This window comes from Faecalibaculum rodentium (genome assembly GCF_001564455.1).
Classification (GTDB): Bacteria; Bacillota_I; Bacilli_A; order Erysipelotrichales; family Erysipelotrichaceae; genus Faecalibaculum; species Faecalibaculum rodentium.
Window position 1 is genome coordinate 2,468,268 of record NZ_CP011391.1, and the last position, 18,494, is coordinate 2,486,761.

Genomic DNA, 18,494 nt, shown 5'->3' on the forward strand with positions numbered 1-18,494 from the left:
ACGCAAAAACAGGAAAAGGACCGGCCAGAAACTGACCGAGGTTCTTCTCCTGTAGCAAACCACTGATAAAGCATATTGTCACCCTGACTGGCATACATGGTCCGTCAGGTGGCATCAGCGGGAGGAGACCACGCGTTTTGTCAAGCGCTTCACCCGCCGCCACAAGCCGATGAGGGGATGAAACTTTTCGGAAATCATGGCGGATTTCTCGATGAACAGCTCCACCATCACGAGGATCGCCAGCATGACGAAGAACCCCAGGTTGCGGTTGAGCAGGTACACATAGGCCGAGAGCCCGAACAGGGCGGTGAGACCGCACATGATCAGCACGGTGTTGCGGTGACCGTACCGGGCCATGAGCAGGTGATGGATGTGGCTTTTGTCCGCCTGGGAAAACTTCATGCCCTTGAGGGTGCGCCGCAGGATCGCCGAGAGGGTGTCAATGATGGGAATCATGAGCAGCAGGATGGGCAGGGCCAGCGTCATGATGGTGCTCGACTTGAATCCCATGAGCGAGATGGCGGAAATCATGAATCCCAGGAACAGGGACCCGCAGTCGCCCATGAAGATGCTCGCGGGGTAGGAATTGAACACCAGAAACCCCAGGGTGGCGCCGGCAAGCAGGAAGCAGATGGTGATCACGTCCGGACGCCGGTCGATCATGGCCAGGCAGCCGGTGACCACGAGGATGATCACGGACATCCCGCCCGCCAGGCCGTCCAGGCCGTCAATGAGGTTCACCGCATTGGTGATGCCGCAGACCCAGAGGATCGTGAAGAGAAAGGACACGAATCCGAAATCGATGCGGATCCCGAAAGGCAGCCGCAGTACATCCACCTGCACGCCGCTCCAGATCAGCACCAGGGCGGCAACGGCTTCAAAGGCCAGCTTCACCGGCGGCTTGATGTCGATGAGGTCATCCACCAGGCCGGTGAAAAACATGACGCTGCCTCCCGCCAGGATCCCGAACACCGCCCGGTCGGCGCGGACAAACACGGCGGCGCAGATCATGAACGCCAGGTAAATGGCCACGCCCCCAATGCGGGAAATCAGGCCGTGGTGGACCGTTCGCTTGTTTTCATGGGCGTAGGCTTTGCAGATCACGGAATACTGCTTCACCAGCGGCGTGAGGACAACGGAAATCGCGAACGGCAGCAGATACAGACTGGCTTCAGGCATGCTCTTCCTCCCTTCTCACGGGATACCCCAGGGTCTGGACCAGGGTCTGGGGCAGACCGAAGCAGGCCGACAGGCTGCCGCGCAGACTCAGCCCTTCCTTCATGAACAGCTCCCGGGCTTCCATGCTCGCGGCCTCCAGCAGGCTGCCGGTCCAGGACACGATCTGGTCAATGACCGGCTTCATGCCCGGCCACAGTGCCGCGGCCCGGATCTGTACCGTTTCATACTCGCCGTAGCGGTTGAGGCCACTGACTTCCAGCAGGGGATTGGTACCCTTCCAGAGTGCCTGACTGGCCGACAGCCGCAGGGCGCGGGCGTCTTCCAGGTGCAGCAGGCAGCGGGTCCTGCGGGCCACGAGCTGCTGGATGTCTTCATCCATGGCCCGGCCGCCGAACAGGATGTACTGGCTTTTCACCAGCCGCCCGCCGGCAAAGAGACCCAGTTCCGTTCCGGCGTATCCTGTCTGGATCACCAGTGCCGTGCCGGACTCCTGGAGCCTTGGCACAAACCGCACCTTCCTGGCCCCGGCTTCCAGGCCGGTCTTTTTCCACAGTTCCTTTCCCTCCTCCGTGATGTCCAGACGTGTGCGGACCTGCAGACAGGGGGACAGAAACCGGTCGAAGGCCCCTGCCTGGCGAAGCAGCAGGCCGATGAGTGCCGCGCTTTCACGCCCCGGGCGTTCCTGGTCAAAGGGCCGCCACACCTTGTAGTCCCGTGGTCCTTCGTACAGGCGCTTCATGGCATCTTCTCCCAGCCAGATCTGCCCGGAGGCATCTTCCCCGGCCAGCGACCGGATGGACACCTGCACCGGACGGGCTTCGACGCCGGCTTCTTTCGGGGATGCAGGGGAGTCTGTCGACTGAGCAGAGGCAGCCGGGACCGGGCCCGCCACACTCTGTGTCTCTCCGGCTGTTTCTTTTGCGTCCCCGGACTCTGACCGGCCGCTGCCGACAGTCCCCGTGCCGGTCTTCGGGCAGGTCATGGTGCACACATCCGCCCCGGGATCCAGGGTGTACCAGGTATCGAATATCATCGTGCGAACCCGTTGAGCACCGTCAGGGACAGGATGGCCTGGCTGGCGAGATAGCCCATGATCAGCGACACGAGAAAGAGGAAAATCAGAGCTTTCTGCCGGTCGGGATGCTTCCAGAGGGCATCAAACCGCATGCCCCACAGGGCGTAGAACGACAGCCCGAAGCAGACCAGGAACAGGGAAAACTGCAGGAATGCGTAACTCATGACGACTCCCTCCCCGATCCTGCGGATCCGGATTCCGCGGGTGCCCCGGCATGCACCACCTGCACAAAGGGATGACGGTGCCGCAGCATGAGGGCCGCGTTTTCCAGCACCTCCTGGTCCACGGAAAAGCCCATCATGGCCGACCCAGAGCCGGTCATCATGACCCGCACCAGACCCAGTTCCGTCATTTCCTCCCGAAGCTGCTCCAGTTCCGGAACCAGGGCCATGGCCGCGGGCTCCAGACTGTTGACCATTGTCGACAGCAGCAGCTCGGCGTTGTGCTTGTGCAGGGCTTCCTCCACCAGGTCTATGTCATGCAGCCCCGTTTCGGTTTCCTCCCATCGGGCAAACGCCTCCGGTGTGCTGACTCCTGCCTCGGGCTTCACCAGCAGCAGGTCGAAGCCCCAGTCCGTGTCGATGGGCCGGATCAGTTCCCCGATTCCGCGGACGCGGCTTGTGCGCCCGGCAATGCAGAAGGGGACATCCGCCCCCACCCGGGTCCCGAGTTCATAGAGACGCTCTTCGCCAAGTCCCAGGCCTTCCAGCCGGTTCACGGCTTTGATCACCGCCGCGGCATCCGCACTGCCCCCGGCCAGACCCGCCTGTTCCGGGATCCGCTTGGTGATGTGAATGTCATACCCGCCGATGGTTCTTCCCTGGCAGGAGGCCTCTTCCCGCAGGATTGCCATGGCCTTCGTGACCGTATTGGTTTCCGGCAGAGGTGCATCGCACGTGATGCGGTCCGTATCTGCGCCGTTGGGTGTGATGTCGATCGTGTCCTTCAGCGACAGCGGGGCCATCACCATGTCCAGTTCGTGGTATCCATCCGCCCGCCGACGCACCACGTCAAGGGCGAGATTCACCTTTGCATTTGCGTATATCTTCATAATTTTCCTCATACAGACGGATGAAAGTCTCCAGGTCCAGGTTCTGTGCCCGGGCAGCGGGATCGATCCCGGCCTTCTCCAGGATCTTCGCCGCAAGCTCCTTGTCCTGCAGCCACTGCCGCAGGTTGTTGGAAATGGTTTTCCGGCGCTGCACAAAACAGGCCTTCACCATATCGATGAACAGCTTCTCGTCCCGGACAGGGTGATCCTTGATGAAGTCGAACCGCACCACCGCGGAATCCACATTGGGACGCGGACTGAACACCTGCCGGGAGACATCCATGACTTTCCGGACATGGGTCCGGTACCGGGTGATCACCGACAGGGCATTGTAGTCCGGACTGCCGGGTCCTGCTGTGAAGCGGTCCGCCACTTCCTTCTGCATCATCGCCGTTACACTGGCGATGTCGGCACCGGATTCAAACAGCCGGAAGAGGATCGGCGTGGTGATGTAGTACGGCAGGTTGCTCGCAAACCGCACCTTCTGCCCCGGTTCGCAAAACTGGTCAATGATGTCCTCCACTGGCGCTTCCAGGAAGTCCTGCAGGATCACCGTCAGGTTGTCGGCCCCCAGCTCCGCCTGCAGGATCTCCGGCAGCCGGGGATCCACTTCGAACGCCACCACCTTCTGCGCTTTTTCGCACAGAAACTGCGTCAGTGCCCCGATGCCGGGGCCGATTTCAAACACCAGATCCGACGGATCGTCAATGGCGCTCCGGGCGATTTTTTCCACCACACCAGGTTCCGTGATAAAGTTCTGTCCGAATTTCTTTTTTGCCTGCAGCCCGTAGCGGTCCTGGATTTCCCTAGTCCGCCGGACCGTCGCAATCGCTTCCTGCATCCTGCACCAGCCTTTCCGCTTCCTCTTTCGTGATCCCCAGCAGATTCATCCGCCTGAAACACGTCTTCGCATTGCAGGGACCCATGTGCAGCAGCCGGCACACGGCTTCCCGTTTCTTCCGGTTTCCATTCAGACCCAGATCCAGGTACTCGGACCAGCTCAGCGTGTCGGTCTGCCGGTGTGTGAACGTTACACAGGCAGAAAGCGCCGATTCCAGGTCCTCCCGACTGGCATGCTCGATTCCCACCTTTTTTGTGGTTCTCGCCTTTTCCTTCGGGACAAATGCCTGTCCGGCCTCCGGCAGTGCCTCCATGATTTTCCGCCGCAGCCGCTCTCCCGGGCCATCGGGATCCGTAAACACGATCACGCCCCGGGTCTTCGCTGCCTGCCGGATCAGGTCCAGCGTCTCCGGACGCAGGCGCCCGCCATCAGTTTCCACGGTATCGCAGTCAAAGAACCGCTTCAGTCTCGCAGTGTCGTTTTTGCCCTCCACCACGATGACCTCGGCGATGGACAGCCGCTCCATGGTCTGCTGCCCGGATCCGCTTCTCTTCTGTTCCTCTGTGCGCCGCATGGCGTTCATAGTCTCCATGGTCATGGGCTACACCGTCCCGTGCGGGGCGACAAATCCTTCCCCGTGCACCGAGTTGACATCGCTGACGATGATGAATGCATTCCGGTCAATGGCCAGCACTCCCTGCTCAAGCTGCGGATACTGCGTGCGGGCAATGACACACATCACCACCGGCCGGCTGGTTTCCGTATAGCCGCCTTTGGAGTCCAGCAGCGTCACGCCGCGTTCCAGGTCCTCCAGAACAAACCGCCGCACAGCCTCCCACTGATCCGTGATGATCATCACATTCTGCGAAGGCTGGGATCCCAGCATGATGGTGCGGTTGATCATGTATCCCGACACGAAGACCGAAATCAGCCCCACGAGCGCCGCCTGCAGACCGTAACTGGCAATGCCCAGGGCCACCGTCAGCCCATCCACCAGCATCACCGCTTCCCCCTCCTTGATGGGGGTGTACTTGGCCAGGATCAGTGCCGGAATGTCCATCCCGCCGGTCGAGGCACCGGTCCGGAACACGAGACCCAGCGCCAGACCACAGAGAAATCCGGAGTAGATCGAAGCCACCCAGGACTCCATAATAAAATACCCCGGGGGGAAACAGGTCTGGGCCACCCAGGTGAACAGACTGACAAACAGCGGATAGAGAATCGCCGAGAGCAGGGAATTCATGGCGAATTTCTTCCCCAGCATCACAGCACCCAGGATATACAGTCCAATGGTCAGGCCGTTGATCATGGCAACGGTGGGAATGTGCAGAAGGGGATACAGTGCCACAGACACACCGGCAACACCGCCGGTCAGGATTTCATTGGGGACGATGAGAAAGGCCACGGCCGCCGCAAGCATCAGGTTGCCTGTCACGACCAGACCCAGTGAAACGAACTTCTTCATGTTCTTCATTATAGCATTGATGGCAGGACTGCCATGGCCGGACAGCCGGAATCCCGCTGCCTGTGCGCACCCGGGCTGCGGCTTTTCTTTCTCCGCTTTCCCTGGGATTCCCCGCTTCCCTCCGTTTGCCTGTCATTTTCCTTTGTTTCCTTATATAACCTTTGTTTCCTTATATAAAAGGAATGCGGCTGATTCCTGCCACATTCCCGTACCCTTCAGTTTCTGTCTCCTGTTTCCCTCCCTGCCGATACTGGCAGTCCCGGCAATGATGCGGATGACGGGGATGCGGCTGGTGCGAACAGGGCCTGCAGGTGCCTGCCCAGGGCCCTGTCCGCACACCAGACAAAGCACCCTTTTCTGGCCCGTGTCAGCAGCACCCGGTAGGTGTTTCGGATCACATCGTCCGCTTCTTCCTGTTCTTCCATCCGCAGCCGCACCCTTGCCTGCAGGCCACCCATGAGCCGGTCACTGACAGACCTGGCTCTCCAGTCCGTCTGCACCCGGTCATGCCGGTACACCAGATCCGGGCCGATGAACACACCGGTCCAGTCGGCTTCCTGCCCCTGGATGTCCTGCACCGAATCCACCAGCCTGTATCCCGCGGGCGCCGGAGCCTGCCGGCAGTCCGTTTTCCAGATGCCCCGAAACCCCGGGCCGATGTGAAAACCCCGCCCCTCTGGTTCAGGCTTCTGCCTGGACTGCGGCCAGCACCTGCCCGCACACAGCCGGACAGAGTCACCGGCTGCTTTTTTCCTGTCCAGCGCCCGCACCACTGCCTGGGGTGTGGGCAGGATATGAAATTCATATCCCGAACAGACGGGGACTGCATCTGTCGACTGCAGCGGCTCCCCGGCACGATCCAGGACTTTGTCCACCCATGCCGGGAACCCGGCTCCCCCGGCACAGCGCAGCTGCATCCTCAGCGGCGGGAGCTCCCGGAGGGTTTTTCGCCTTTGCGGATGGGTCCGGTTATGCAGCGCCACACAGCGCCGGATGTCAGCCAGGGTGCATCCATCGTCCGGACTGACACGCTGTGACTCATCCAGAAACAGAACCAGGTGCCGGCTCTGATCTGCCAGCCAGTCCAGCATGGGTGCCCGAAGGCAGCAGTCCAGATCCGGGGACAGGACAGCCTTCGCCGGGAGGATCGGCCTGTCCCGGCGCGTGAGGCGATGGGCCTCATCCACCAGAATCACCTCGGCCTGGCGGTGGACAGGGGGCCCGAAGACCGCCAGAGGCTGCAGTGTCTGAAATACAGCCGGCGGCAGACCCCCAGCCGTGTCCAGCTGGTCCCGCATGTAATGACGCAGGCCGGCGGTTCCAAAGGTCAGCAGGCAGGATTGCCCGGCGTGCAGGCAGTGAAAGAGCAGCTGCAGGGCCAACGCGGTTTTTCCCGTGCCGCAGCCGCCGGTCACCACCATGAGCGAAGGCCGGCTGTCTTTGAGAATGGACAGGATCTGTGCAAAGAGTGGCTGACAGAGTGCGGGCAATCCGGAACTGCCCCCGGTTTCCGGCCGGATCATATCCGTCAGCAGCCGTCGCAGTCCGGGACCGGGACGAACCGGGGCGCTCTGCAGAAGCCCGAGCAGATCTCCGGCGGGGGCCGGTCCCAGGGATGACTGCAGGCATCGGATCAGTGCCCCGCCATCACCCGCAAAAAAGAGGGAAACAGATCCCGAACCGGGGACCTCAAGGGGCAGTTCTCCCTGTTGCCGGTCCATATTGTGGAGCCAGACCGCTCCATGCAGGGACAGGGCCCTCTCCTGCAGGACCTGGTTCCAGCTGGCCAGCTCGCTGACATATCCGGCCGCCTGCAGACAGGGATGCAGGACTGCCTGCAGGCAGCCGCCGGTCCGGGTCATCACCCGGCAGGGATCTGATGACGGACTGACCTGGCGCCACTGTTTCAGTTCCAGCACCACGAGACCAGCGGCACCGGCCAGGATCACATCCGCCCGTCTGCCGGAAAGCGGCATGCGAACCTCCAGTCCGACCTGGATGCCGGGATCCAGGGAAGTGCCCGACAGAAGCCCGGCCAGCGCAGAGAGGGAATTCTGCCAGGACCTGTATTCACCTTCGGTGACAGGATACCCGGCGGCCACAAGCCTGGTTTCCAGCAGACCTGCCAGCCGGCTGCCGTCTTGTGCCCGGGCGATGAATTCCTGCAGGGTGAACCGGCAGAGACTTTCCATGGTTTCTCCTTTCCGCTGTGATCTTCATGACCCGGCTGCCAGTCCTGCCGTGCGGCTGCCCGGAGCCGGTCACACAGCCTGGCTTTGCGGCAGCATGAAGCGCTTTCATATGCGTCCAGAGGCCGATACGCAAGGAGTTTGCCTGCAATTGTCTGAAATTTTATGACTCTTTTCTGACAAACTGTGTGATTTTTTGGGACTATCCGCTACAATAGGCCTTGTTCAGAACCAGAAAGGAGACTCTGACAAATGTTAAACAAGCTTTTCAAGCTGGATCAGAAGCACACATCGGTCAAGACCGAAATCCTGGCCGGTGTCACGACCTTCCTTGCGATGGCCTATATCCTGGGCGTCAACCCGGCAATCCTGGGGGATGCAGGCATGGATATGTCGGCTGTGTTCATGGCCACGGCAATCTCCAGTGGAGTTGCCTGTCTGATCATGGGCCTGCTCGCCAACTATCCCGTTGCCCTGGCTCCCGGCATGGGCGTCAACGCCCTCTTTGCCTACACCATCTGCCTGGGCATGGGCTACTCCTGGCAGGCGGCACTGGCTGCGGTATTTGTATCCGGCATCGTCTTCGTGCTGATTTCCGTCACCGGTGTCCGCAAGATGATCATTGATGCCATTCCTGTGCAGCTGAAGACTGCCATCGGTGCCGGCATCGGGTTCTTCATCGCCTTTGTGGGCTTCAAGAACGCGGGCATCATCATTGCCAGCGAAAGCACATTCGTAACCATCGGCAGTCTGGCTGACCCGGCTGTCCTGCTGGCCATCTTCGGCATCCTCGTCACGATTTTCTGCGTTGTCCGCAAAGTGCCGGCAGCCGTATTCGTGGGACTGGTCATCACGGCGATCCTGGGCATCATCCTGGGCATCTTCGGTCTGGAAAACATGCCGGCTCTCCCGCAGAACTGGGGCATCAACTTCGATTTCAGCGCTGTGGGCGCCTGCTTCTCCGGCTTCGGGGAACTGTTCTCGAACCCCATGAGCGCAGTGGTCATCATTTTCTCCTTCCTGTTCGTTGACTTCTTCGACACCGCCGGCACACTGGTGGCTGTCGGCAACTCCATTGGCCTGGTCAACCGGCAGGGCGAACTGGAAAACGCGGAACAGGCCCTGCTGGCCGACTCCCTGGGAACTGTGTTCGGTGCTGTCATGGGTACATCCACCGTCACTTCCTTCGTAGAGTCAACCTCCGGCGTTGCAGTGGGTGGCCGCACAGGTCTGACAGCCTGCACCACCGGTATCCTGTTCCTGCTGTCTGTCTTCATCTCCCCCGTCATCCTGAGTGCCATCACCAATGCCGTGACGGCGCCGGCTCTGATCGTCGTGGGTGTCATGATGGCGCAGCAGCTCAAGGGCATCGACTGGGACAACATGATCTACGCGATCGCGGCGTTCATCACTGTGATTTCCATGATCCTGACCTACTCCATCTCCAACGGTATTGCCTTCGGCTTCATTGCCTACACTGTGGCCATGATTGCCGCCGGCAAGGCGAAGGACATCCACATCACTGTCTGGGTGCTGATGGTGATCTTCGTGCTGTATTTCGCATTCGCAATCTAGAACACTCTGCAGAATGCAGGCGGCTTCGGCCGCCTTTTTTGTGCTGCGCAAAGCCAGTGCCCGACGGGCTTTTGTCCATGCAGTGCCTGTACTGTATATATTCGCCAGGAATGCCTGTTTTTGTTCAAACTTTCTGTAAATGCACAAATCCGCAGCATTCCTGTCATATATGACATGCCTGCTCCCCGCCAGACCCAGGCAGCAGACACCGGCGGTTCTTATCTGTCAGAGACACCGGAAGCTGCCGGTGCAGCAAAAAACCGCGGCTGTGCAGGATCATGCAGCCGCGGTCTGTCATCGATGTCAGTGTGCGTGGCAGCCGTCATGGCTGCATCACGCGTAATGGGTGTACTGGTCCAGATAACCGCCTTTCAGCGTCTCGTAGCCCTGTTTCTCGTCGTACAGCCTGGCCAGTTTCTGCAGGGCTTCCTCTTCCGTCATGCGGCTCATGTCCAGCACCACATCATAGTTTTCCGGCCGCCCCCAGCCCTGTTTGCCGGCGAATCCCACAAAACTGCGCCGCTTGTCGTCCATTTCCCGGACTCTTGCCCTGGCCTTCCGCCGGTTCAGCCCTTCTTCCTGCATGCAGGCTTCCACACGCTGGTCGAAGTCCTGGCGTATAAACACTGTGATTTTCCGGATCCCGGGACCGAGCACAGCATCCGCTGCACGTCCCACGAAGACAGCACTTTCTGTGCGGGCAATGCGGGTCATCAGGCTGCGGGCTTTTTCGATCATCTGCACATTGACGGACAGATCGGTGAGATGTGAGAGCCCGAGCCCGGGGACACCGATGCTGAACAGGCCATCCGCATTCAGGTTGCTGTCCGAAAAGAACTCCGGAGACAGCCCGAGTTCCGCAGCCACAGTTTCCAGGATCTTTTTATCGTAATACCCGATGTCCAGATACTCTGCCAGCCGCCGCCCAATCTGTCTGCCGCCCGAGCGGTATTCGCGGGATATGGTGATCACAGTTTTGTTTTCCATAGAAGAATTATATCTCACGCAAGGATAAACGGTTTCACAAAAGTCCTGCCTCGCGGCGGGAAAAAGAAGCAGATACAAAAAAGATCTGAACCCGGCGCCTGCATGCACCGAGTCCAGATGTCAGGCCTGGTTGACAGCCGCCCAGGTACGGCGTTCGGGAGACAGATTGTCCACGTAATACCGGATCGTCAGCGTCCCGGCAATGCGGGAACGAACCTTGGGCTCCGTCACAAAGGTATCACCCTCCAGCATGGAGGCCAGCATGCCCTTGCAGGCTGCGTTCAGGTTCTTGGTTCCTGGTTCGCTGTCCGTCATCAGGTCCCTGGCATTGACTTCTATATACAGCCACATTTTATCGTGCGCTTCCTGCTTCATTTCCTTCAGCCGGTCTGCGTACTGCTCCTGTGTCCACTTTTCCATTGCGAGTCCTTCCTTTCACGAATCCATGATAATAAGACACCCCAAAACTGTCAAATTTCACATGAAATATCTAATAATGAAAGCGGTTAGCATTGAGAGGAAGGCGTTTTCCTTTCAATGCAAGCGGTTTCTGTGAATGCATCTTCCTTCCCTATCCACTCCCTCTGGTACAATCAGGACATGAAACACAAACGAACGAGACTCCGCATGGACCGGGTCCTTCTTCTTGCCGGATCCGTGCTGCTCCTTCTTTTCCTGGCTGTCATGGCCGTACGCGCGGTGTTCTTTTCCGATACCGGCCCGCGCCCGACTGCTGCCGGTCAGGGTTTGGACAGCACCCGGAACCAGACAGGGAAAACACAGCGTGTATCCGTGACTGCCACCGGCGACATTCTGCTGGAGGAACCGCTGCTGAACACCTTTGGCAGCGGAAGCTGGCAGGACTGTCTCGCTGACATCGATCCGCTGCTGGCCGCGGATGACCTGACGATTGCAAACATGGAGGTACCCATCGGCGGAGAGGAGCTGGGAATCACCGGCATCGATTACTCCTTCAACGCTCCGGCCCGGACGGCCCAGAACCTGAAGGACCACTCCATCGAGTTCGTGTCGCTGGCCAACAACCATGCGGCGGACCGCGGGACGCAGGGTATCCTGAACACCCACCGCAATCTGGATGAGGCGGGAATCGGTCACACCGGAACCTTTGGCTCCCAGGAGGAGCGGAATCAGACGAATGTGGTCACAGTCAATGGCATGGACATCGCCATTGTGAGCTGGACCTATGACACGAATCAGCCCTATGACCAGGAGTGGCAGGTGAACTCCTTTTATTCTCCCGACAGTGCCCAGTCGCAGGTGCTGCTGGAGGATGTCCGCCGGGCCCGCCAGCAGGCAGATGCGGTGATCGTGTGCATGCACTGGGGGACGGAGTTCACGTATGGCCTCAATGACGCCCAGAGGATCCTGGGGCCGCAGATCGCGCAGGCGGGGGCGGATGTCATCATCGGCAATCACCCGCATACGATACAGCCGGCGGAGTGGATCGAGACAGATGGACGGAAGACATTGTGTCTGTGGTCTCTGGGAAACTTCCTGTCTTCGGCGTATCAGGTGGACCGGGCGGACGAAACGTTCCAGGATATGTATGAGGTCGGTGCCCTGGCGGCTTTCGATCTCGTGCCGGGGGCATCGGGGGTACGGGTGGAAAACACCAGGATCATTCCCATTGTGAATCACTTCGAGGGTGAGTATGAGAGTTTCCGGCTGATGAAACTGAAGGACTATACGGAGGAGCTGGCAGCAGCCCACAGCCAGCGGCGGTTCTCAGATCTCTTCAGGAAGGACTGGCTCGTGCAGCAGGTCCATGAAGTGTTCGATCCCTCGGGCATCGACCTGGAGCTGGATTGACGGTCCGGTGCATCTTTCCGGCGGGATACCGGTTGACTTTGGCGGCGGTTCCTGTCAGGATAGGCACGGAAAGGCGGTGTGTGAATGTTCAGAGGACTTGCACTGTACAAGTAAATCGTCCATGAACCCATACTGACCAGACTTTTTTGCCGTGCTCTGACGGCTTTTCGAAAACCGATGATGTTTCAAGTGCGTCTCATGGACCTGTTCTGACGCACTTTTTTTGCATGCGCCTGTGATCCCGGATCGCGGGGCAGGAGGTGAATCTATGCTCGAACTCAGAAACCTGACCATACAGCTCGACCGGGAGGACCGGTATCTTGTGAAAGACCTGACTCTGTCCCTGGCAGCGGGGGAAAAGGCCGTCCTGATGGGAGAGGAAGGCAACGGAAAATCCACGCTCCTGAAGGCCATCCTCCACCAGGCCGGCTGGTGCACCGTCACCGGAGACATCCGGCTGGAGGGACCTGTGGGATACCTTCCGCAGTTTCCCGCCGTTGAGGGGACCCTGGCTGCTCTCTTCGGAAGCCTGCCCGTCTGGGATCATGTGGAGGTCCTGGCAAGCCTTGGCATTGAATATGACAGTCTGTTCTCCACACAGCTTTTTTCCACGCTCTCGGGCGGAGAGAAAGTCCGGTATTTCCTGCTGTCTCTGCTTATGCAGGACCCGGACATCCTGCTGCTGGATGAACCCGGCAATGACCTGGACATCGACACCCTGGAATGGCTGGAGCAGTTCCTGGTTCTGTGTCCGCAGACTGTCCTCTTTGTTTCCCACGACGAAACCCTGATCGAGCGTGTCCATCCCACGATCCTGCACCTCGAGCAGCTGCACCGGAAATCCATTCCGCGCCTCACCCGCTCCTCTCTTTCCTGGCCGGATTACATCCGGCAGCGGCAGCAGTCCATGGACCACCAGGACCAGGTCGCTGCGGGACAGAGACGGGATCATGAGGCGAAAATGGCGCGATGGCGCCGTATTCACGATGCCATCGAACACCGGCAGAATACAGCCACCCGCCAGGATCCCCGCAAGGCGGCGGCCCTGAAACGCAAGCTGAAGTCCGTCAATGCAGCAGGGCGGCGGTATGAAAAGGAACGGGCATCCTTCCAGGAGTTTTCCGATGCGGAAGAAGCCATACTCACCCGGTTCGACCCCGGCATCCAGGTCCCAGCAGGAAAAAACATCCTGGAATGGCAGGGATCCGTCGTTGCAGGAAGCCAGATCCTGTGTCAAAAGGTCTTCCTTTCTGTGAAAGGCCCCGGAATTCTGGGCATTACCGGCCACAACGGGGCGGGAAAATCCACCCTGCTCAGACAGCTGCATTCCATTCTGAAAGAACGCCCGGACCTGAGGGTGGGATATATGCCCCAGGACTACCGGGAAATCCTGGATCTGTCAGTCAGTGCCGCTGACTTTCTGAAAGACTGGCCCGAAGCCCGTACCCGCCTGGGATCCATGCGGTTCACCTCCGGGGAAATGAATTCTGCCATGGGCAGTCTGTCCGGCGGCCAGCAGGCCAAGATCCTGTTTCTGAAAATGGTGCTGGACAAATGCAATGTCCTGCTGCTGGATGAACCTACCCGCAATTTCTCTCCACTGTCAGCTCCGGTGATCCGTCAGGCGCTGAAGGACTTCGGCGGCCGGATCATTCTGGTCAGTCATGACCGGAAACTGCTTCAGATCTGCGATGAAGTGCTGGAACTCACACCGGATGGCCTGATTCCGGACCGACGCTTTGCGCAGGACTGATTCAACAGGGGCCAAAGGGTCACAGGCCAGTACGACTGGACGCCCCGGCTTTCATCACCCTGTATCGGGCTGCCGGCCAGCAGAGATCCGTATATAAAAACCCGGAGACTTCACGCCTCCGGGCTGCAGGAAACAGCGCTCAGCGGACCTGGCCGTTTCCGTAAATGATGAATTTGCTCGACGTCAGTGCCTCCAGACCCATGGGGCCTCTGGCATGGAGTTTCTGCGTGGAAATCCCGATTTCCGCCCCGAACCCGAATTCGTTGCCGTCGGTGAACCGGGTGCTGGCGTTGACGTAAACCGCGGCGCTGTCCACCTGGTCCAGGAATTTCTGTGCATTGTCGTAATCCTTCGTGACAATGGTTTCCGAGTGTCCGGTGGAGTACCGGTTGATGTGCCGGATGGCTTCCTCCACGCTGTCCACGGTCTTCACACTCAGAATATAGTCCAGGTACTCCGTCCCGAAATCCTCCTCAGTCGCTGCCAGAGCATGATCAAAATACGGCCGGGAAGCCTCATCTGCCCGGATCTGCACATTGTGCTTATCCAGGACGGTTTCCAGTTCTTTGAGCATCGGCAGCCGGCTGCGGTGGACCACAAGGCTTTCCAGCGCGTTGCAGACCCCAATGCGCTGGGTTTTTGCGTTTTCGACAATGGCAATGGCCATGTCCTTGTCCGCCGTTTCATCGATATACGCATGGCAGTTGCCGGTTCCGGTTTCGATCACCGGAATCGTGGCGTTGTTCACGGTTGCCTGGATCAGCCCCTTGCCGCCGCGGGGAATCAGTACATCCACGTACTCTCTGAGTTTCATGAAGGCATTCGTGACCTCCCGGGAATTGTCTTCAATGAGCTGCACGACAGCAGGTTTCGGCAGCACTGACTGCAGACTTTCCACAATGGCTGCATTGGAAGCAGCCGCGTCCCGTCCGCCTTTCAGGATCACTGCATTGCCGGTCTTGAAGGTCAGGGCGAACACATCGGCTGTCACATTGGGACGGGCTTCATAGATCACACCCACGACGCCCAGAGGAACCCGTTTGCGGCCGATCATCAGCCCGTTGGGACGCTTTTCCATGGATTCCACCCGGCCAATGGGATCAGGCAGAGCCGCGACTTCCCGGATCCCGGAGGCAATGCCCGCGATCCGTTCGGGAGTCAGCCGCAGGCGGTCCACCAGACCGGCTGCCATTCCGTTTTCCTGCGCCCGTTTCACATCCATGTCATTGGCAGCCAGGATCCTGCCCGCATCTGCCTCCAGCCTGTCGGCTGCTTTCAGCAGCAGGTCGTTCTTTTCCTTTGTGGACAACCCGGCACACCAGGACCCGGCTTCCTTTGCCCGCTGTCCCATGGCTTCCAGCATCTCCTGGATGGACTGCTTCTCTGTCTGTGCGTTCACAGTCTCTGCGATCCCGGCGGTTTCCTTACCGGCTTCTGTTTTGTCATAGCATGCTGTCTGTGTCATCCTCTGCACTCCCTTTCTATGCTGCTGTCTCTTTTCCGCCGGTTTTCCTCCGGCGCCCTGAACCAGGTTCCGGTCCCTTTACCGGATACCAGATCATGGATCACCCGGAAATCCCGGCCATTGGCAATCATCATGTCTGTGCCCGCATCCATGGCCATCCTGGCAGCCTGCAGCTTGGTCCGCATGCCGCCAGTGCCCACATCCGATGCGGAATCCCCGGCCATACCCAGCAGGGATTCATCCACTTCCAGCACTTCCCGGACCAGCTTGGCTTCGGGATCCGTGTTCGGGTCGCTGGTGAACAACCCGTCAATATCCGACAGCAGCACCAGCAGGTCTGCCTGCACCAGTTCGCTGACCACAGCCGAAAGTGTGTCGTTGTCGCCAAACTGGATTTCATAGGTGCTGACTGTGTCGTTTTCATTCACAATCGGGATCACACCCATGGCCAGGAGCTCTTCAAAGGTGTTGCGGGCGTTCTGCTTGTGCTCGGGATCCGCCACGGTGTTTTTTGTCATCAGCACCTGGCTGGCCACAGTGTTGTACTCCGAAAAGAGCTTGGAGTAGATCATCATCAGCCGGGCCTGGCCCACACTGGCCGCGGCCTGTTTCTGCGACAGTGTCCGCAGGGAATCGATCCCCAGTGCTGTCCGTCCCGCCATCATGGCACCGCTGGAAACCAGCACCACATCCAGTCCCGCGTTCCGCAGATTCGCCAGCTGTCTGACCAGCACCTCCAGTTTGTATAAATCCAGCCGCCCGGTTGCCCCGTGCCGCAGGGAAGAGGACCCCACTTTCACCACGATCCGGCTGCCTGGCTTCAAATACGATTTCATAGTTTCACCCCGTCAGTCTTATGCCCAATTATACGGTACGATGAAACTATGAAAAAGGAGTTCTCATGTCTGAAACCGTCATTCATCCCTTCGAACCGGTTTTCGATGCAGATTCGAAAATCCTGATCCTCGGCAGCCTGCCTTCCGTGAAAAGCCGGGAGAACCGGTTTTATTACGGCCATCCGCAAAATCGGTTCTGGAAAGTCCTGTCCGCTGTCTTCGATGCCCCCGTACCGCAGACTGTGGAAGAAAAGAAGTCCTTCCTGCTGGCGCATCATGTGGCGGTCTGGGACGTGATCAGCCAGTGCAGCATTACCGGTTCCTCGGATGCCTCGATCCGCGACGTTGTCCCCGCTGACCTGGAACCGGTGCTGAAGGATTCCGGCATCACGCAGATCTTCTGCAACGGCCAGACCGCCCTGAAGTATTACCGGAAGTATCAGGAAAAGCAGACCGGCATCAAAGCAGCTGTCCTGCCCAGCACCAGTCCCGCCAATGCAGCCTGGAATCTTGCCAGGCTGACCGAAAAATGGAAGGAAATTCTGGTGCCGATGGAAGACAAGCCGGGGCAGCCAGCTGAAATACAGCAGGATTTCCCGATATGAGAAAGAAGCCGCCGGTTTTTCCAGAAACCGGTCCAGGGTTTCCACCGGGCTTTTTTGAAGAATTTCACCTGCTATACTGAGGGTGCAAGGAAGCAGAAAGATCCGCCGCTTCCGACAGGGACCGAAAAGGTGCCAGACGCGTCAGACAAGACGTTAAAATCGACAGAGTGCAAAGAAACTCAAAGGGAAACAGAGATCCGGAAAAAGGGCCGAAGTTTCCAGCCTTGAAAAAATCCCTCCGATTCAGACATCCGAAAGAAAAAATACAAAATGATTCGAAAAGGATTGGAAAAAGGAGAGACACAGGACAGGCCAAAGGATGCAATCTAAACGGCTAAGTGGTTGAAAGATACCGGAAAGCATGAAGAAAGCAGAGAAGCTGTCCGAACCAGTCAAGGATAAACGTCTGAAACAATCAGCCAGCACCTGATCTCCCTGGACATACAAGGATCCGGGGATGATTCAGAAAGAATCATCCTTTGTTTTTGGAACAGCGAAGGACCGCCTGACAGCGAATGCAGGCGGTCCTTCTGGCGTGATGGACTCGGAAGAGAGAACAGGAAATGACAGAGAATCAAAAGAACTGTGGGTCAATTAAAGAAAATTGACTCAATCGATTGAGTCAATTCAGCCGAATCAATTCAAATTGTACTTTGGGGAGATTCTGCATGGAAAGAATCAAAAACGTTCTGATGTCAGACGGATTCGATGGTACAGAGACTACACCATAGCGACCCATTCTGACAGAGCTGTACAGGAATCAGCATCAGGGGGCTGAATCCAGCCCCCTTTATTGTGGGCAATCACCATCGCTTATGAGTGAATCATGGGAAAACGATGATGGTGACTGCTTATGTAAATAGATTATCTCCGTGGCATATAATAACGGCCGCTTTTGTTGTAGTACGAAAAATGATTTGAAGCATAAGAAACACTCAATGATACAGATGCAGTTCCTTCGACGCCAGCGCCTACAGTTCCTCCCACTGTAGTGGTTCCATTGTCAAAGAAATCTCCATTAACGATCCAGTCAATTGTCTGAGCATCCACCAGATTCAGATATACGGTTCCTGCAAACTGCTTTGTTATACCACGACTGGAATCATATCTATTCAAGGAAATATTCATAATTTGAACACAGGTCATCTGGCTGCCTTCATAATCCGCTGATTTATGATAAAACTGGATCCCTGCTGGAGCATATCCAGTCATGGCTGGAATCGGAATCGTAAGAGTTCTGTAGGTAGCAGCCCGCAAAGAAGCAAGAATTTCATTTTTCGTATCGATCGAACCTGTTGATTGCTTAAATTCCTTCAAGTTATTTCGTTCAAGTTCCACCATTTCGTTAATTACTTCATTTGGTGTTTTGTTCTGTTCCATACAGATCCTGTTAACCATTTCATCGAATGTCATAGTCTCATCAATGGATTCTTGAAAATTCACTGGTTTCGATTCTGTACAGCCTAATAAATGATGGCTGCTAACAGCAGCCAGTCCCATACTCATGATTATTGTCAAAAATTTCCCTTTCATAATGATTCTTCCTTTGCTTAATGAAGAAATCAAACTCCATTACTTATTTTAATACACTATCTGGGATTTACCGTTACCCATATACATTTATTTGTGGAAACTCCATTAAT

The 18,494-nt window shown here is 57.7% G+C and carries 18 protein-coding genes; 5 read left to right on the forward strand and 13 right to left on the reverse strand.

Going from position 1 to position 18,494, the window contains the following annotated elements; genetic code table 11:
• Nucleotides 1–114: 114 nt before the first annotated feature.
• The 8 genes from aalo17_RS12000 to aalo17_RS12035 all read right to left on the reverse strand — a co-directional run bounded on the left by aalo17_RS12000 (nt 115) and on the right by aalo17_RS12035 (nt 7,803).
• Nucleotides 115–1,179, reverse strand: a complete 1,065-nt coding sequence (locus tag aalo17_RS12000; RefSeq protein ID WP_067559872.1) for an MraY family glycosyltransferase — start codon at nt 1,177–1,179, stop codon at nt 115–117.
• A complete protein-coding gene (locus tag aalo17_RS12005) occupies nt 1,172–2,212 on the reverse strand; it encodes a rod shape-determining protein (RefSeq protein ID WP_067559874.1) in 1,041 nt (346 codons plus the stop codon). Before aalo17_RS12005 ends, aalo17_RS12000 begins: the two co-directional genes overlap by 8 nt.
• Nucleotides 2,209–2,418, reverse strand: a complete 210-nt coding sequence (locus aalo17_RS12010) for a DUF1146 domain-containing protein (protein ID WP_067559876.1) — start codon at nt 2,416–2,418, stop codon at nt 2,209–2,211. Before aalo17_RS12010 ends, aalo17_RS12005 begins: the two co-directional genes overlap by 4 nt.
• Nucleotides 2,415–3,305, reverse strand: coding sequence for a 4-(cytidine 5'-diphospho)-2-C-methyl-D-erythritol kinase (gene ispE / locus aalo17_RS12015; protein ID WP_067559878.1), 891 nt, complete (start codon nt 3,303–3,305; stop codon nt 2,415–2,417). Before ispE ends, aalo17_RS12010 begins: the two co-directional genes overlap by 4 nt.
• Nucleotides 3,265–4,146 carry a 16S rRNA (adenine(1518)-N(6)/adenine(1519)-N(6))-dimethyltransferase RsmA gene (gene rsmA, locus aalo17_RS12020; RefSeq protein WP_067559880.1) on the reverse strand — a complete coding sequence of 294 codons (882 nt, stop codon included), beginning with the start codon at nt 4,144–4,146 and terminating at the stop codon, nt 3,265–3,267. Before rsmA ends, ispE begins: the two co-directional genes overlap by 41 nt.
• Complete coding sequence (rnmV, locus tag aalo17_RS12025; RefSeq protein WP_236940485.1) at nt 4,112–4,744, reverse strand: ribonuclease M5; 633 nt, start codon at nt 4,742–4,744, stop codon at nt 4,112–4,114. The genes rsmA and rnmV overlap by 35 nt, the downstream gene beginning before the upstream one ends.
• A 3-nt stretch (nt 4,745–4,747) precedes the next feature.
• Entirely contained in the window at nt 4,748–5,611 is an 864-nt protein-coding gene (locus tag aalo17_RS12030) for a YitT family protein (protein ID WP_067559882.1), read from the reverse strand.
• A gap of 215 nt (nt 5,612–5,826) precedes the next feature.
• Nucleotides 5,827–7,803 (reverse strand): DNA/RNA helicase domain-containing protein, encoded by a 1,977-nt coding sequence (locus aalo17_RS12035; RefSeq protein WP_067559884.1) that lies wholly within the window; start codon nt 7,801–7,803, stop codon nt 5,827–5,829.
• Between the two features lie 249 nt (nt 7,804–8,052).
• Here aalo17_RS12035 and aalo17_RS12040 point away from each other — a divergent pair, with 249 nt between their 5' ends.
• Nucleotides 8,053–9,375 carry an NCS2 family permease gene (locus tag aalo17_RS12040; RefSeq protein ID WP_067559886.1) on the forward strand — a complete coding sequence of 441 codons (1,323 nt, stop codon included), beginning with the start codon at nt 8,053–8,055 and terminating at the stop codon, nt 9,373–9,375.
• 333 nt (nt 9,376–9,708) lie between these two features.
• Here the strand turns inward: aalo17_RS12040 and aalo17_RS12045 are convergent, their stop codons facing one another.
• On the reverse strand, nt 9,709–10,362 hold the full coding sequence (locus aalo17_RS12045; protein WP_067559888.1) for a cytidylate kinase-like family protein: 654 nt from the start codon (nt 10,360–10,362) through the stop codon (nt 9,709–9,711).
• A 120-nt stretch (nt 10,363–10,482) separates the two neighbouring features.
• Nucleotides 10,483–10,782 (reverse strand): hypothetical protein, encoded by a 300-nt coding sequence (locus aalo17_RS12050; protein ID WP_067559890.1) that lies wholly within the window; start codon nt 10,780–10,782, stop codon nt 10,483–10,485.
• A gap of 180 nt (nt 10,783–10,962) precedes the next feature.
• Between aalo17_RS12050 and aalo17_RS12055 the strand changes: the two genes are divergently transcribed.
• A complete protein-coding gene (locus tag aalo17_RS12055; RefSeq protein WP_158507803.1) occupies nt 10,963–12,192 on the forward strand; it encodes a CapA family protein in 1,230 nt (409 codons plus the stop codon).
• A gap of 268 nt (nt 12,193–12,460) precedes the next feature.
• Nucleotides 12,461–13,945 carry an ATP-binding cassette domain-containing protein gene (locus aalo17_RS12060; RefSeq protein WP_067559894.1) on the forward strand — a complete coding sequence of 495 codons (1,485 nt, stop codon included), beginning with the start codon at nt 12,461–12,463 and terminating at the stop codon, nt 13,943–13,945.
• A gap of 139 nt (nt 13,946–14,084) precedes the next feature.
• Here the strand turns inward: aalo17_RS12060 and aalo17_RS12065 are convergent, their stop codons facing one another.
• A complete protein-coding gene (locus aalo17_RS12065; RefSeq protein ID WP_082743422.1) occupies nt 14,085–15,410 on the reverse strand; it encodes a glutamate-5-semialdehyde dehydrogenase in 1,326 nt (441 codons plus the stop codon).
• Nucleotides 15,407–16,246, reverse strand: a complete 840-nt coding sequence (proB, locus tag aalo17_RS12070) for a glutamate 5-kinase (RefSeq protein ID WP_067559896.1) — start codon at nt 16,244–16,246, stop codon at nt 15,407–15,409. Before proB ends, aalo17_RS12065 begins: the two co-directional genes overlap by 4 nt.
• 65 nt (nt 16,247–16,311) lie before the next feature.
• On the opposite strand from proB, the gene aalo17_RS12075 reads away from it, so the two are divergent.
• Both aalo17_RS12075 and aalo17_RS12915 read left to right on the forward strand, forming a co-directional pair.
• Complete coding sequence (locus aalo17_RS12075; RefSeq protein ID WP_067559898.1) at nt 16,312–16,851, forward strand: DNA-deoxyinosine glycosylase; 540 nt, start codon at nt 16,312–16,314, stop codon at nt 16,849–16,851.
• 457 nt (nt 16,852–17,308) lie between these two features.
• Nucleotides 17,309–17,449, forward strand: coding sequence for a hypothetical protein (locus tag aalo17_RS12915; RefSeq protein WP_158507804.1), 141 nt, complete (start codon nt 17,309–17,311; stop codon nt 17,447–17,449).
• Nucleotides 17,450–17,715: 266 nt separating this feature from the next.
• On the opposite strand, the gene aalo17_RS12080 is transcribed toward aalo17_RS12915, so the two are convergent.
• Entirely contained in the window at nt 17,716–18,384 is a 669-nt protein-coding gene (locus aalo17_RS12080) for a hypothetical protein (protein ID WP_067559900.1), read from the reverse strand.
• Nucleotides 18,385–18,494 lie beyond the last annotated feature (110 nt).